This is a genomic window from Burkholderia arboris (assembly GCF_902499125.1).
Lineage (GTDB): Bacteria > Pseudomonadota > Gammaproteobacteria > Burkholderiales > Burkholderiaceae > Burkholderia > Burkholderia arboris.
Map to the genome: position 1 here is coordinate 285,591 of NZ_CABVPX010000002.1, position 13,812 is coordinate 299,402.

The window sequence follows — 13,812 nt, forward strand, 5'->3', positions numbered from 1 at the left end:
CGTACCGGAAGCGGTGCGTCGCCGCGCACCCTGACGGGCCGGGAAAACCATGAGGCCCGTCGCGTGGCCGCCGGTGCAACCGCCGCCGACAGCCACGCCGCCGTGCTCAATCGGCCGGCACGAACGCCGGCCCATGAAACACGCGCACGGGGTTCCCGCGCTCCAGCGCAAAGTGCTGCATCCGCCGCTGACGGCGCGCGTCCGACGCGTGACGGTCGGCTTCCTGCTGCAAGCGCACCTGCAGCAACTGCAGCGCCAGACGCTTGTTCGCGTGCTGGCTGCGCTCGCTTTCCACGCGCACCGACAGGCCGGTCGCGACATGCGTCGCGCGGATGGCCGAGCTCGTCTTGTTCACGTGCTGGCCGCCCGGCCCGCGTGCGCGCATCGCTTCGAACCGCACGTCGCCGTCCGGCAGCGGCTGCGCATCCGCACAGCGCGTGACGCCGATGAACCAGTTCTTGCGCGGATGGCGCAACCGGTACGGGCTCGCGCAAATCCACTGCAGCGTGCCCGTCCACCGGTCCGCGAGCGCCTGCGCCGCCTTGCCATCGAGATCGAACAGCGCCGAGCGCAGCGTGCCGGGCCGTTCGCCCGGCTGTGCATCGAGCACCGTCACGACCACACGCCGCGCATCGGCTTCCGCCTGCAGGCGCCGCAACGCGTGAGCCGCGGCGAGCTGGCATTCGAGCGGGCCGTGCGCCGAGGAAATCTGCATCAGCATCGGCAGCCCTCCCCGGACGTCTTGTAGGTCAGCACCGGCGCGAGCCGGGCCAGCCGGCGCAGCAGCCCGGCCGCCTCGAGCGCGTCCACGACGCTGTCGATCGGCTTGTACGCCTGCGGCGCTTCCTCGTACAGCAGTTCGCGGTCTTCGCAGACGACGTGGCTGCCGAGCGGCGTGCGCGTGAGCTGCGACGGCGTGAAGCGCCGCTCGAGGCGGCCCTTGCAGTCGCCGCGCGCCCACTTGCGACCCGCACCATGCGCGAGCGACGCGAGGCTCGCCGCATCGTCGGGCCGCACCGGCGCGACGAGGTAGCTGTAGTCGCCGCGCGACCCGGGAATCACGACGGGCCCCGAGTCGGCCGGCGTCGCGCCTTTGCGATGCAGCCAGCCCGGTTCGCCGTCGACGCTCGCCCGGCTCACCAGGTTGTGGTTCACGTCGAGCACGCACCGGCCGTCGCTGCGCCAGCGCGCCAGCATGCGCCGCGCGATCAGGTCGCGATTCGCGATCGCATAGCGCAACGCCGCATCGTGACGCGCGAGGTACGCCGTGCACGCAGCATCCGTCTCGTCGAGGCCGTTGTAGCCGTGCTCGCGCATGTGCTGCTCGAGGATCGACTGGCCGAAGCCGCGCGACCCGCTGTGCACGAGCAGCAACAGGCGGTCGCGATCGAGACCGAGCGCCGCGACCGCCTCGGCGTCGTACACCGTGTCGATCCGCTGCGCCTCCGCGAAATGATTGCCGCTGCCGATCGTGCCGAGCGACGCCGCGAACGGATGATCCGCGAATCCGGCGGCCGCGATCAGCGGCTGCCAGCCGGCATCGGGCGCGGCGTCGATCGAGCCGAGCCGGCTCGCGAGCTTCGACGCGCCGACGCGCCGCGTATCGAGCGCGGTTTGCCATAGCGCCATCCCGCAGCCGATGTCGCCGCCGATCAGCGCCGGATACAGCCGGCCCGTCGAAAAGAACGCAGCGCCGACCGGGTAGCCGCGTCCGGGGTGAAGATCGGGCATGCCGGCGACGCGCCGCATGCCGGGGAGGGTGGCAGCCAGTTCGAGCTGCCGGATGGCCTCACCTTCGATCCAGGTGGTGGGGCAAGCGCACAACGTGATGCGCTCGCCCAGGTATTGCATGGAATTGCCCATGGAGGTTTCCGTTCGATGAAAAGGAAGAACGGCGGGCCATGGCGCGGGCAGCGCACGCATGCGCTGCCCGACATCGGAAGTCGGGAGGAGGGCGGCACGACCGGATCGGGACGACCCGGCGCATCGCCGTGACGGCGATGCGCGGTGCTGCGTAGCGTGAACGATGAAACGAACGGACGCGAAAAACCCGAACTACGACCCGCGACGGGAGGAGCGTTGGCGTGACGTCATGATTTTCTTCTCCTTGCGAGTGAGGGGTTGATCGGAATGGCGGCGACTCTAGCATGCACACAACGGGCGCAGCAAGCGGGCGACGCGATGCGTCCGATCGATTCGACGCTCGTTGTGGCGAAAAACACACACATAGGAATCCGGATCATTCGCGCATCGATCGTACGTGTGACGTACCGCTGCAGGCATTCAACGGCTGCGGGCCACCGCAACGCGAGCGTCCGGTCGCGCTTGACAGCACAAAAGCCGTTTCGTAGCATCCGCCTGCTTCATCCCAGAACCCTCATCGAACCGGTGATCCAAGTGCCCGCAAACATTCGTCCCTTCGCCTGATACGCCGACGACTGCCGTCCCGGCCGCGTGTCGTCCTGCCCGTTTCCGTCTGCCTCGCAGCGCCGGAACCGTCATCGCAGGGCCGCGCCCGGACTCGCACTGACACCGTAACGCACACCCATCCGTTCGTTCACGTCGTCGGCTTTTTCCCTGTTTCCGGAGAAAGACCATGACGCTGGATTTTCGCGCCTACGCGCAATCGCTCGACCTCGCCCGTTACCCGCGCACGCCGCATCTTGAAGGATCGCGCCTGCAGAACGGCGACGAAGGTCACGACCACATTCCGTATCGCACCCTCGCGGGCACGCACATCGTCGTCGAGGAAAAGCTCGACGGCGCGAACACGGGCATCAGCTTCAGTCCGGCCGGCGAACTGCTGCTGCAGTCGCGCGGCCACTATCTGGCCGGCGGCGGCCGCGAGCGGCAGTTCGGGTTCGTGAAGACCTGGGCGGCCGCCCATGCCGGCTGGCTGCTCGAGCGCCTCGGCGATCGCTACGTGATGTACGGCGAAACGATGAGCAAGAAGCACGCGGTGTTCTACGACGCGCTGCCGCATCACTTCTTCGAATTCGACGTGTTCGACCGTGCGACGGATCGCTTCCTGTCGACGCCTGCGCGGCGCGCGCTGCTCGCCGACGGGCCCGTGCTGTCGGTACCCGTGCTGTACGAAGGCATTGCACCGGCGCGGCTGGCCGACCTGAAAGCGCTGCTCGGCCCGTCGCTCGCGAAGACGCCGGACTGGCGCCGCGCATTCGAGGAAACCGTGCGGCGGCAGGGGCTCGACCTCGCGCGCGCCTGGCAGCAGTGCGACAAGTCGGAGCGCTCCGAAGGGCTCTACGTGAAAGTCGAGACCGACGACGCGACGACCGCGCGCCTGAAGTGGGTGCGCCACGATTTCGTGCAGGCGATTCTCGATTCCGCGCGCCATCACTCGGAACAGCCGTTCATCCCGAACCTGCTCGCACCCGATGTCGACCTGTATGCGCCGCATCCGACGGTGACCTGGCCATCGGCCCCGGCCGCGCGGCCGAACAAATGAATACGGGACGGCCGCGCGCCGTTTCGGAAGGAGTCTTGATCATGAAGTACGAACAGCTGCAGGCACTCGTGCCTGCGCCCGGCCGGCAGCCGGACTATCGTGCGTGTCTCGCGGCGTTTCCCGCGCTCGAACACGCGAAAACGACACCGCAAGAGCCCGCGCATCACGGCGAAGGCGACGTGTGGACGCATACGATGATGGTGATCGATGCGCTGCTCGCGTTGCCCGGCTATCAGGCCGCGTCGCGCGCCGACCGGGAAATCGTGTTCCTCGCCGCGTTGCTGCACGACATCGCGAAAGCGGGCACGACGGTCATCGATCCCGTCACCGGTGCGATCGGCCATCCCGGCCACTCGCGCAAAGGGGCGATCGATGCGCGCATCGCGCTGTGGGACGCCGGCATGCCGTTCGCGGCGCGCGAGGCGGTTTGCCGGATGATCGCCGTGCATCAGGTGCCGTTTTTCGCGATGAGCGGGTCGCGCCGCGGCACGCCCGAGTTCATCGCGCGCGAGCTGTCGTGGCAGGTCGGCATTCCGCTTCTGTGCCTGCTCGCGGAAGCCGACATCCGCGGGCGCATCTGCGACGACACGCAACGCGTACTCGACAACATCGAACTGTTGCGCGAACTGGCGCGGGAGGACGGTTGTTACGGCCAGCCGCGTACGTTCACCGACGCGCATACGGCGCTCAGCTACTTCCGAGGTGCGGACGTGCATCCCGACTATCCGCTGTTCCGCACGCCGGGCTCGCAGGTCGTCGTGATGTCGGGCCTGCCGGCATCGGGCAAGAACACGTGGGTTGCGCGGCATCATCCGGATCTGCCGGTCGTGTCGTTCGACGATGCGCGCGATGCGTTGGGGCTGCGTCACGGCCAGAACGAGGGGGCGGTCGCGCACCATGCGGTCGACGCTGCGAAGGCGCTGTTGCGCGAGCAGCGGCCATTCGTATGGAATGCGACGAACCTGTCGCCGCTGATGCGCAAGAAGACGCTCGACCTGCTGTATGCGTACGGCGCCGACGTGACGCTCGTCTACCTCGAACAGCCGCGCGCGGAACTGTTGCGCCGCAATGCGCGGCGCGACACGTCGCTGACGAACCGTGCGCTCGAGGCGATGCTGCTGCGCTGGGATCTGCCGCTGCCGACAGAAGCGCACGCGGTGCGGTACGAAGTCTGACGCGGCACTGTCGCGGTGCGCGCCGGTACGCCGCAAGTCGCTGCGGCGTACCGGCGACGCGCATCATTTCAGGTCCGGATTCTGCTGTGTCGCGCACGCGCGCAGCGCGGTGACCCGATCGTTCTTGCCCAGCTTCTCGAACAGATCGGCCATCTCCATCTGCGCCACGGGATCGCCTTCGCGTGCCGCGCGCCAGCGCAGCGACGCGATCATCCCGCGCATGCGCTCGCCGGGCGTTTCGCCGTCGTAACCCGACATCGCCTGCAGCACGTCCGCAAGCTTGTTGTAGCCGGCCGGCACGTGATGCGCGATCAACCATGCGATCGCCGGCTGCGCGCCTTCCCAGTCTTCGTCCTCGAGCGAACTGTTCACCAGACGCGCGGCCGCACGCCATGAGCCGAGCGACGCGGCCTTTGCGTAGGCCTTGTCCGCGTCGCGGCCGCGTGATGACGGCGCCGCGTCGAACGCAGCCTGTGCAGCGTCCGACGGCGGCGGCAGCGCGAGCTTCGTGCATTGGAACGCGCCCGCATCGGGCGTGTTGCCCGGCAGGCCGGTCCAGCGCACCTGATCCTTCAACGTGCGATCGAGCGTCGGCCGCACGTCGCTTTCCTTCATCGACGCGAACACCCAGTCGGTACGCACATGGCGTGCGGCGTCCCAGTCGCTTTCGGCTGCGGCGGGTTGCGCGAATGCGAGGCAAGCGGCCACGCAGCCGATCCGGAACAGGTTTCGGCCAAGCGATTCCATCATCGATGCCGGCCTCAATGCGCGACGATGATGAATGCCGTGAGCGCGATCGGGAACAACGCCAGGCCAAGCAGGCCCACTGCGCCGTCGGCCGCAATCGTGACCGGCGACATCGCGAGCTTCGCGCCCTGGCCGAGCAGCGACGGCCGCTCGATGACCTTGACGTTGTAAGAATGATTGAACGCCTGCGGAATCGAAGACGGCGTAACGTCGTTCGGCTGGTAACGCTTGCCGCTGATCGTGCCGCGCTCGGTCAGCTTGTAGCGCTCGTCCTTGAAACCGTCGGCGAGCGCCCGCGCGCGCAGTTCGGAGCCGGGGGGGGCGTCCTCGCTCGAAAGCTGCAGGATGTAACGCCCGGAGATCTTGTCGCCGTGCGTCTCGAAATCGTCGAAATCGGTATCCAGCTTGGGGCGATAGGGCGCCGTGAGGTTGACGGCGAGGGCCGGCGGCACATCGAAGATGTAGTGGTACTGCTTGCCGATCACGACAAGTTTCTTCCCGTCGGCGCTGATCAGAAACGCCGACAGCGTTTCCCGGTATTCCGGATCCTTCATCATGCGATTGGTGATCGGGCCGATATTGACGTCGGAACAGGCGGCAAGCATGCCGGACGCCGCCACGGCGGGCAGCGCGAGGAATGTTCTTCTTTTCATGAATGCTGTGATGGTGTTGTTGGTTTTTGACAGCGGAGCCGCATGAATGTCGGGCGAAGCGTTCGGCGAACGCTGCGCGCTGACGGCCTTGGATGCGGTTTCTCCGTCCGCTATTCTAGGGGTGAAACCGGAAATGCGATACGGGCGGCCCATGCGACCCGCCAAGCTCGCGCGTCGGCCATCAACAGGAGGCAGGCAACATGAATCAACCGACCAACAACCGGACACTGTTGCGCACGCTCGGCATCCGCGCACCGATCGTCCAGGCGCCGATGGCCGGCGTCAGCACGCCGGCACTGGCCGCCGCCGTGTCGAACGCGGGCGGGCTCGGCTCGCTCGGTGTCGGCGCGACCGACGCCGACGGCGCACGCAAGATGATCCGCGACACGCGTGCGCTCACCGACCGGCCGTTCAACATCAACGTGTTCTGCCACAGTCCGGCCCATGCCGATGCCGCCGTCGAACGCGCGTGGCTCGACTGGCTCGCGCCGGTGTTCCGCGAATACGGCGCAACGCCGCCCGCGTCGCTGTCGGAGATCTACACGAGCTTCGTCGCGGACGACGCGATGCAGGCGATGCTCGTCGAAGAAAAGCCGGCCGTCGTCAGCTTCCATTTCGGGCTGCCGTCCGCGGACGTGATCGCTGCGCTGAAGCGCGCGGGCATCACGCTGTTCGCCGCCGCGACGAATCTCGACGAGGCACGCGAGATCGCCGCCGCCAGCATCGACGCAATCGTCGCGCAGGGCATCGAAGCGGGCGGGCATCGCGGCGTGTTCGATTCGAGCGCGCACGACGATCGCCTCGGCACGTTCGCGCTGACGCGCCTGATCGCGCGCGAATGCGCACTGCCCGTGATCGCCGCCGGCGGCATCATGGACGGCGAAGGCATTGCTGCTGCGCTCGCGCTCGGCGCGCAGGCCGCGCAACTCGGTACCGCGTTCGTCGCGTGCCCGGAGACGTCGATCGACGACGGCTATCGCCGCGCGATCCTTGGCGACGCAGCGCGCCGCACGACGTTCACGCGCGCGATCTCGGGCCGGGTCGCCCGCGGCATCGCGAACCGGCTGACCGCGCTCGGCGACGACCCGCACGCACCGGCCACGCCCGCGTATCCGATCGCGTACGACGCGGGCAAGGCGCTGCATGCTGCCGCGAAGGCAAAGGGCGAATTCGGTTACGGCGCGCAATGGGCCGGGCAGGCGGCACCGCTCGTTCGCGCGCTGCCGGCCGCCGAGCTGTTCGCCGCACTCGAACGCGAAACGCGCGCGGCGATCGAACGGCTGCAACACGCGCTGGACTGATCGCGCCGGCCGCAGATTTGCAATGTTCTGTATCTGCGCTGGCGGCGGATACAGCGCGATACAACGCCCGCGCGCGGGTTCGCTATAAAGCAGGCATGACCTTTTCCGGAGCGTGTCATGTCTGCCACCTGGTTCAAGGGGTCCTGCCATTGCGGGGCCGTCAAGTTCGAAGTCAGAGCGGCCATTGCGCCAGCCGTGCGCTGCAACTGCAGCCTGTGCCGCCGGCGCGGCGCGCTGATGAGCCCGATGTTCGCCGCCGCCGACCTGACAATCGTCGAAGGCGAGGGCGCGCTGACGTGCTATCGCTTCAACACGCACACGGCCCGCCATTATTTCTGCAGCCGATGCGGCGTCTATCCGTTCCATCAGACCCGCAAGGACCCGGCATGCTGGCGCGTCAATCTCGGCTGCCTCGACGGCATCGATCCGTATGCGCTCGACGCGACGGTCGCCGACGGCGCGAGCCTCTCGGTCGTGGAGGACGCATGAAACGCTGGTTGATGATCCTGCTGTTTGCCGCGGGCGGGCTTGCGACCGAAATCGCGCATCCGGTGCAATGCTCGTTGCTGTCGGTCAGCCGTCAGCAAGCCGGCAAGCGCCGCACGCAGCGCTGAACACGCGTCGGGCCGGTGCATCGCGGCCGATTAACATGCTTCCGATAAAATCGCATGCGATATATAATGCGGTTGTCTGCGACCGTTCGCGTCGCTGGAGGAAGTTCATGAAACCGACCGAAACCCCGCCGCCCGCCGCGCCGAAACTGTCCGAGTTCCTGTGCTTTGCGATCTACTCGGCGAATCTTGCGTTCGGCAAGGCCTACAAACCGATCCTCGACGAACTCGGCCTCACGTACACGCAGTACATCACGATCATTGCGCTGTGGGAGCAGGACAACCAGACCGTCGGCCAGCTCGGCGAGAAGCTGTTTCTCGAATCCAACACGCTGACGCCGATCCTGAAGAAGCTCGAGGCAATGGGCTACCTGGAGCGGCATCGCGATCCGTCCGACGAACGCCAGGTGGTCGTCAGCCTGACGAAGAGCGGCCGCCGCGTACGCGAGAAGGGGCTCGACATGAATCTGGTCGAGGCCACCGGGTTGAAGCCGGACGAATTCGCGAAGGTGCAGAAGGCGATCGTCACGCTGCGCGGCAACCTGATCCGTTCGACCGAAGCATAAGCCGATGAACCATCGGCGGCCGGCGCAACGTCGCGTCGGCCGTGTCGTCATGCGTGCGCGTCGCCCAGCACCAGCAGGCGCATCTCGCGGCGCACGTCGAAACCGAGCGCGACGTAGCGCTCAATCGCAACCTGGTTCGTCGTGAGGACGTGCAGGAAAGGCGTTTCCGACCGTGCGGCAATCGACGCAATCAATGACCGGATCAAGCGTGCCGCAAGACCTTGCCGCCGAAACGCGGCGTCCACGCACACGGCGCTGATCTCCGTATAGCCATCGAGCTGCATCCGCTCGCCGGCCATCGCGGCCAGCCGGCCTTCGCTGCGCACGCCGATGTAGCGGCCGAGCTCGAATGTACGCGGGCCGAACGGGCCCGGCTGCGCGGCGGCGGTCAGTGCGAGCATGTCCGGTACATCGGCTTCGCCGAGCGTGACATGCTCCGATTCATACGCCGAATCGGGTGTTCCTTGCCAGACCATTTGCAACAGCGTCGCGCGCCGGATCACCGGCAATCCCGCCGGCGGCTCGATCTCGTCCGGCGTGACGAGGGCCGTTGGCCCGTGCGCGGCAACCAGTTCGGACAGCGCGCCGAACGACGCTGCACTCGTGTCGGCGATCGCGGCAAATGGCGCAATGGCCGCCGGAAACCGCCACGCGCGGTCATTGCCGAGCGCAAAGCGGCGCTGCTTGCCCGTGAGTGCGTTCCAGGCAACGCGGTCGAGCACGTGCGTTTCGCCTGTCGCGTTTCCGGTCGTGGCATCCGGCATCGGCTGCTCCTCGAATGAAGATGGGGTGGCGCACAGCATAGACCGGGATTGGCCGGGCAGGTAGCGCTGTCGATTCAAATTCCGCCGCCTCCAACAACAAAAAGCGCATGCGATTGCATCGCATGCGCTTTATTTGGCAGAGGTTGGCGACCGGTTTCGTCGCGCCACGCTCAATGGCCGAAATAAACCGAGCGCTCGACCGTGCGAGCCACGTTGCGGCTGCCGGACTGCGTCGCGCCGCTGGCGTCGCTGCCGTAACCGGCTGCCTGCGTGTCGGCCGCGACGGCACCGCTGTCGTGAATCCGGTTCAGCGCCGCCTGGATATTGTCCGGGTAGTTCGGATCGTTGGGACGGTTCGGCAGGTAGCCGGCCTTCTGCAGCGCGGCCAGTTCCGCACGCAGTTGCGCACGGGTGACGGTGCTTTCGCCGGCGAACGCCGGTGCGGCGACGGAGGCCGATACGGCAACGAGGAGGGCGGCAATCAGTTGGGGCTTCATCATTTACCTCGACAGGGAAACAGGCATTCGGGGGTCGCGCACCGCACGCCGGCCATCGGCGCCGTTCGCGGTTTCATTCAATGACCGAAGTAGATCGAACGTTCGGCGATGCGCGTCGCAGGCCGGCTGCCCGACTGCGTCGTGGCGGCAGCGTCGCGGCCGTAACCGGACGATGCGGAAGGTTCGGCCGCCACGGCGTCGTTTGCGTGAATGCGTGTCAATGCGGCCTGCAGGTCGTCCGGGTAATGCGGATCATTCGCGCGGCCCGGACGGTAGCCGGCCTGTTCGAGCTGGACGAGCTCGGCACGCACCTGCGCGCGGGACACGACGGCCTGGCCGGCGAACGCCGGTGCGGCAGCGGAAGCGGAAACAGCGACGAGCAGGGCAGCGATCAAGCGGGTTTTCATCATTCACCTCGACAAAATGGAAACTGGAAAGGAATCAGGGGGCACTTACCGGCGCGACGCTCAATGACCGAAGTACACCGAGCGCTCGGCCACGCTGACTGCAGGCCGGCGGCCCGATTGCGTCGCGGCGGCGCCGTTGCTGCCGTAGCCGGACACCGGCACGTTGGCCGCGACGGCATCGTCGGCATGGATCTGCGTCAACGCGGCCTGCAGATCGTTCGGGTAGGTCGCGTCGGTGGCACGGTTCAGCGGATAGCCGGCCTGTTGAAGCTGCGCGAGTTCGGCACGCACCTGCGCACGCGTCACGGTCGTTTCGTTGGCAAACGCCGGTGCGGCAACAGCGGCTGATACCGCGACGAGCAGGGCAGCGATCAATTGGACTTTCATCATTCACCTCGATAGAAAAGGAATCGGACCTTCGGCAGGGCGGCGCTCGGCCGCCCGACATAAGTTCAGGCGATACGGATGTCGACGTCGATGTTGCCGCGCGTCGCTTTCGAGTACGGGCAGGTCTGGTGCGCGGCGTCGACGATCTGTTGCGCGACCTCGCGATCGAGCCCCGGCACGCTCACGTTCAGCCGGGCCTGCAGGAAGTACGCGTTGCCGCCGGTGCCGAGATCCACTTCGGCGTCGACCGCGAGACCGGCCGGCAGCGTCACCTTCGCGGCACGCGCCGCAAGCTGCATCGCGCCGATGAAGCAAGCCGACCAGCCGGCCGCGAACAGCTGTTCCGGGTTGGTGCCGGTGCCGGCGCTGCCCGGCGACGACAACTGGATGTCGAGGCGGCCGTCGGAACTGCGGGCCGCACCGTCGCGGCCACCGGAAGTCGTATGCGTCTTGCCCGTGTACAGCACTTTTTCGATCTTGCTCATCATTTGCTCCGTCAGTTGAGGTTTGTATCAGATGCGATTCGATCGCATGCGACGCAGTTTGGTCCCGGCGGCCGATCGCGTCAAGCGCATTCGATTAAATCGCATGCGATATTTTGTATTTCAATGTATCTGGAGTGTGTAGCGCCTTGCCGGACAAGGCGTTCAGGCGAACAAAACCTGATCGCCCGGCATCAAGAAAAGAGGCGCGATTCGGGGAAGGTGGCGGGGGAGCGGGGAATCGTCCAACCGGGGGGTTTCCATAAAGCGAACAGGTTCCTTGTCATTATTTCGCTTTCTACAACGCAACGTCTCTTCTAACCTTGCCGCACCCGATCGCAAGCGGCCCGCCCGCGGCCAGCGCTTGCGTGGACAACGAGCACAATCGAAACGGAGACATTACGTGTCGCGCGTCAGCCCTCTTGCAACGGCCACGGAATCCCGGCCGACCGGAACCCTCGCGAACCTCCGATCCATCTTCAGCGGATCGGTCGGCAACCTCATCGAGTATTACGACTGGTATGTCTATTCGGCGATTTCGCTGTACTTCGCGAAAGCGTTCTTTCCCAACGGCAACCTGACCGTGCAGTTGCTGAACACCGCGGCCATCTTTGCCGTCGGCTTCATCATGCGCCCGATTGGCGGCTGGCTCGTCGGCATGTACGCGGATCGCCGGGGGCGCAAGGCCGCGCTGCTCGTCTCGGTGCTCGCCATGTGCGTCGGCTCGCTGATCATCGGGCTCACACCCGGCTACGACACCATCGGTATTGCCGCGCCCGTGCTGCTGGTCCTCGCGCGGCTGCTGCAAGGGCTGAGCCTCGGCGGCGAATACGCGAGTTCGGCGACGTACCTGAGCGAGATGGCCGATCCGTCCAGCCGCGGCTTCTATTCGAGCTTCCTGTTCGCGACCCTGTCGCTCGGCCAATTGCTCGCGATGGGCGTCCTGGTCGTGCTGCAGCAGTTTTTCCTGACGACCGCGCAGCTCGAAAGCTGGGGATGGCGCATCCCGTTCCTGCTCGGATCGCTGCTGGCCTGCAGCGCGATCTTCCTGCGCAGCAACATGAAGGAAACGGCATCGTTCGAACAGCATCGCCAGAGCAAGCGTCGCCACGCATCGATCGCCGACCTGTTTCACCACAAGCGCGAATGCCTGATCGTCGCCGGGCTGACGCTCGGCGGGACGGTCGCGTTTTATGCGTACACGACGTACATGCAGAAATTCCTCGTCAACAGCGCGGGGATGAGCAAGGCCGACGCATCGATGGTCTCGGTGATCAGCCTGCTTGCATTCGTCGCGATGCAGCCGGTCTTCGGCAGCCTGTCCGATCGCGTCGGCCGTCGTCCGCTGCTGATCGCGTTCGGCGTGCTCGGCACGCTCTGCACCGTGCCGATTTTCCAGGCGCTCCGCGGGGTCCAGACGACCGGCAGCGCGCTGGCGCTGATCGTCGTCGCGCTGCTGATCGTCAGCCTGTATTCGTCGGTCAGCGCGGTGGCCAAGGCCGAACTGTTTCCGGTCGGCGTGCGGGCGCTGGGTGTCGGGTTGCCTTACGCGATCACGGTATCGCTGTTCGGCGGAACGGCCGAGTATGTCGCGCTGTGGATGAAGAGCATCGGACACGAAGCGTGGTTCTTCTACTACGTGTCGGCATGCGTGCTGGTGTCGCTGCTGTGCTACCTGTGGATGCCCGATCCCAAGCGGGTCTCGCGCATCGACGAAGCGTGACGACGGCACGCTTCATCCGGGCCGCCCGCGCCTGACGCCGGGCGGCCGTCACGCATCAGCGGAAATCCGCATACTGCCGCACCAGCGACAGCATCGACGGAATCAACCCGCGCACGTCGCCGCGGCGCCACTGGAACGCATACTGGAGCGGCGCCAGCGGCGGCTCGCTCGTCAGCTCCACGAGGTTGCCGCCCAGCCGCGCACGCGCCCAGTCGACGGGCAGGAAGCCGATGCCGACGCCTTCGCCCAGCATGCCGGCGACCGCACTCCAGTTGTTGCATGCGATCCGGCGCGCATGATTGATGCCGCACGCCAGCAGCCAGTCGTCGAGAATGCGCGTCACGCCCGAGCCGGACGGCAGCAGCACCAGCGCATGGCTGGCGATCAGCGCCGGCGTCAGCACGCGCGTGCTGCCGACCAGCGCCTCGGCCGCCATCCACGCGAACCGTGCTTCCGCCACCGGCTGTGACAGCACGCTGCCGCGCGACGACCGGCCGGCGATGACCGCGAAGTCCAGTTCGCCGGCATCGACTTTCTCCTCCAGCGCCGCGCCCACGTCGACATACGGCTCGAGCGCCAGCTTCGGATGCAGCTTCTGCACCGCCGCGACGAAGCGCGGCAGCCACGTCAGCGCCGACAGCTCGCCGACCCCGAAGCGCAGCCGGCCGCTCAACCCTTCGTCCCGTGCGACCGATTCCTGCAGCGCAGCGACCGACTCGAGCACCCGCACCACGGCCGGCAACAGCGCCTCGCCGGCGTCGGTCAGCACGGCCCGATGGCCGCTCCGGTCGAACAGCGTGCGCTCGACGACCTGTTCCAGTTCGTTGATGCGCTTGGACAGCGACGACACCGACAGATGCAGCCGTTGCGCGGCGGTCGAGAAGTTTGCGCAGGTCGCCGCCCAGTAGAACGCGTCGAGTTGCTTGAGAGTCGGGGTGGCCATTGTCTTTCGCTTTTATCGAACAAATTCATTGGAAGATTATCGCTTTTTAAGCGCCTCGCGTGTACCTAAAATTCCGGCACCAATTCGAAA

General features: G+C 66.6%; 17 protein-coding genes. 7 read left to right on the top strand and 10 right to left on the bottom strand.

The genetic code is table 11. From position 1 onward, the window contains the following. Positions 1–106: 106 nt before the first annotated feature. The gene (prfH, locus tag BLA15945_RS03735; protein WP_319002372.1) at positions 107–715 is read right to left on the bottom strand and encodes a peptide chain release factor H; all 609 of its coding nucleotides are present in this window, start codon (positions 713–715) and stop codon (positions 107–109) included. Beyond that, a complete protein-coding gene (locus BLA15945_RS03740; protein WP_059234156.1) occupies positions 715–1,863 on the bottom strand; it encodes an RNA ligase RtcB family protein in 1,149 nt (382 codons plus the stop codon). The genes prfH and BLA15945_RS03740 overlap by 1 nt, the downstream gene beginning before the upstream one ends. 733 nt (positions 1,864–2,596) lie before the next feature. Here BLA15945_RS03740 and BLA15945_RS03745 point away from each other — a divergent pair. Both BLA15945_RS03745 and BLA15945_RS03750 read left to right on the top strand, forming a co-directional pair. Then, positions 2,597–3,466 (top strand): RNA ligase family protein, encoded by an 870-nt coding sequence (locus BLA15945_RS03745; RefSeq protein WP_174991513.1) that lies wholly within the window; start codon positions 2,597–2,599, stop codon positions 3,464–3,466. Between the two features lie 41 nt (positions 3,467–3,507). Beyond that, complete coding sequence (locus BLA15945_RS03750) at positions 3,508–4,641, top strand: AAA family ATPase (RefSeq protein ID WP_174991514.1); 1,134 nt, start codon at positions 3,508–3,510, stop codon at positions 4,639–4,641. Between the two features lie 63 nt (positions 4,642–4,704). On the opposite strand, the gene BLA15945_RS03755 is transcribed toward BLA15945_RS03750, so the two are convergent. Beyond that, the gene (locus BLA15945_RS03755; protein ID WP_233464115.1) at positions 4,705–5,391 is read right to left on the bottom strand and encodes a hypothetical protein; all 687 of its coding nucleotides are present in this window, start codon (positions 5,389–5,391) and stop codon (positions 4,705–4,707) included. A gap of 11 nt (positions 5,392–5,402) precedes the next feature. Continuing rightward, on the bottom strand, positions 5,403–6,194 hold the full coding sequence (locus BLA15945_RS03760; protein WP_233464116.1) for a 5-formyltetrahydrofolate cyclo-ligase: 792 nt from the start codon (positions 6,192–6,194) through the stop codon (positions 5,403–5,405). A 47-nt stretch (positions 6,195–6,241) separates the two neighbouring features. Here BLA15945_RS03760 and BLA15945_RS03765 point away from each other — a divergent pair, with 47 nt between their 5' ends. The 4 genes from BLA15945_RS03765 (at position 6,242) to BLA15945_RS03775 (ending at position 8,519) form a co-directional block, all read left to right on the top strand. Next, a complete protein-coding gene (locus BLA15945_RS03765) occupies positions 6,242–7,342 on the top strand; it encodes an NAD(P)H-dependent flavin oxidoreductase (RefSeq protein WP_174991515.1) in 1,101 nt (366 codons plus the stop codon). A 117-nt stretch (positions 7,343–7,459) separates the two neighbouring features. Continuing rightward, the gene (locus BLA15945_RS03770; protein WP_059234150.1) at positions 7,460–7,831 is read left to right on the top strand and encodes a GFA family protein; all 372 of its coding nucleotides are present in this window, start codon (positions 7,460–7,462) and stop codon (positions 7,829–7,831) included. Then, a complete protein-coding gene (locus BLA15945_RS37840) occupies positions 7,828–7,956 on the top strand; it encodes a hypothetical protein (protein ID WP_256084876.1) in 129 nt (42 codons plus the stop codon). Before BLA15945_RS03770 ends, BLA15945_RS37840 begins: the two co-directional genes overlap by 4 nt. Before the next feature lie 107 nt (positions 7,957–8,063). Beyond that, on the top strand, positions 8,064–8,519 hold the full coding sequence (locus tag BLA15945_RS03775) for a MarR family winged helix-turn-helix transcriptional regulator (RefSeq protein WP_059234149.1): 456 nt from the start codon (positions 8,064–8,066) through the stop codon (positions 8,517–8,519). A gap of 47 nt (positions 8,520–8,566) precedes the next feature. Here the strand turns inward: BLA15945_RS03775 and BLA15945_RS03780 are convergent, their stop codons facing one another. The 5 genes from BLA15945_RS03780 to BLA15945_RS03800 form a co-directional block, all read right to left on the bottom strand. After that, a complete protein-coding gene (locus BLA15945_RS03780) occupies positions 8,567–9,283 on the bottom strand; it encodes a GNAT family N-acetyltransferase (RefSeq protein WP_174991516.1) in 717 nt (238 codons plus the stop codon). A 170-nt stretch (positions 9,284–9,453) separates the two neighbouring features. After that, positions 9,454–9,783 (bottom strand): DUF4148 domain-containing protein, encoded by a 330-nt coding sequence (locus BLA15945_RS03785; protein WP_059234147.1) that lies wholly within the window; start codon positions 9,781–9,783, stop codon positions 9,454–9,456. A gap of 74 nt (positions 9,784–9,857) precedes the next feature. Then, on the bottom strand, positions 9,858–10,187 hold the full coding sequence (locus BLA15945_RS03790) for a DUF4148 domain-containing protein (protein WP_059236755.1): 330 nt from the start codon (positions 10,185–10,187) through the stop codon (positions 9,858–9,860). Between the two features lie 60 nt (positions 10,188–10,247). Next, positions 10,248–10,574, bottom strand: coding sequence for a DUF4148 domain-containing protein (locus BLA15945_RS03795; protein WP_059236753.1), 327 nt, complete (start codon positions 10,572–10,574; stop codon positions 10,248–10,250). Positions 10,575–10,639: 65 nt separating this feature from the next. Next, positions 10,640–11,059, bottom strand: a complete 420-nt coding sequence (locus tag BLA15945_RS03800; RefSeq protein ID WP_059236751.1) for an organic hydroperoxide resistance protein — start codon at positions 11,057–11,059, stop codon at positions 10,640–10,642. A gap of 400 nt (positions 11,060–11,459) precedes the next feature. Here BLA15945_RS03800 and BLA15945_RS03805 point away from each other — a divergent pair, with 400 nt between their 5' ends. Continuing rightward, entirely contained in the window at positions 11,460–12,779 is a 1,320-nt protein-coding gene (locus tag BLA15945_RS03805) for an MFS transporter (protein WP_174991517.1), read from the top strand. Between the two features lie 55 nt (positions 12,780–12,834). Here the strand turns inward: BLA15945_RS03805 and BLA15945_RS03810 are convergent, their stop codons facing one another. Then, the gene (locus BLA15945_RS03810) at positions 12,835–13,722 is read right to left on the bottom strand and encodes a LysR family transcriptional regulator (protein ID WP_059234145.1); all 888 of its coding nucleotides are present in this window, start codon (positions 13,720–13,722) and stop codon (positions 12,835–12,837) included. Positions 13,723–13,812 lie beyond the last annotated feature (90 nt).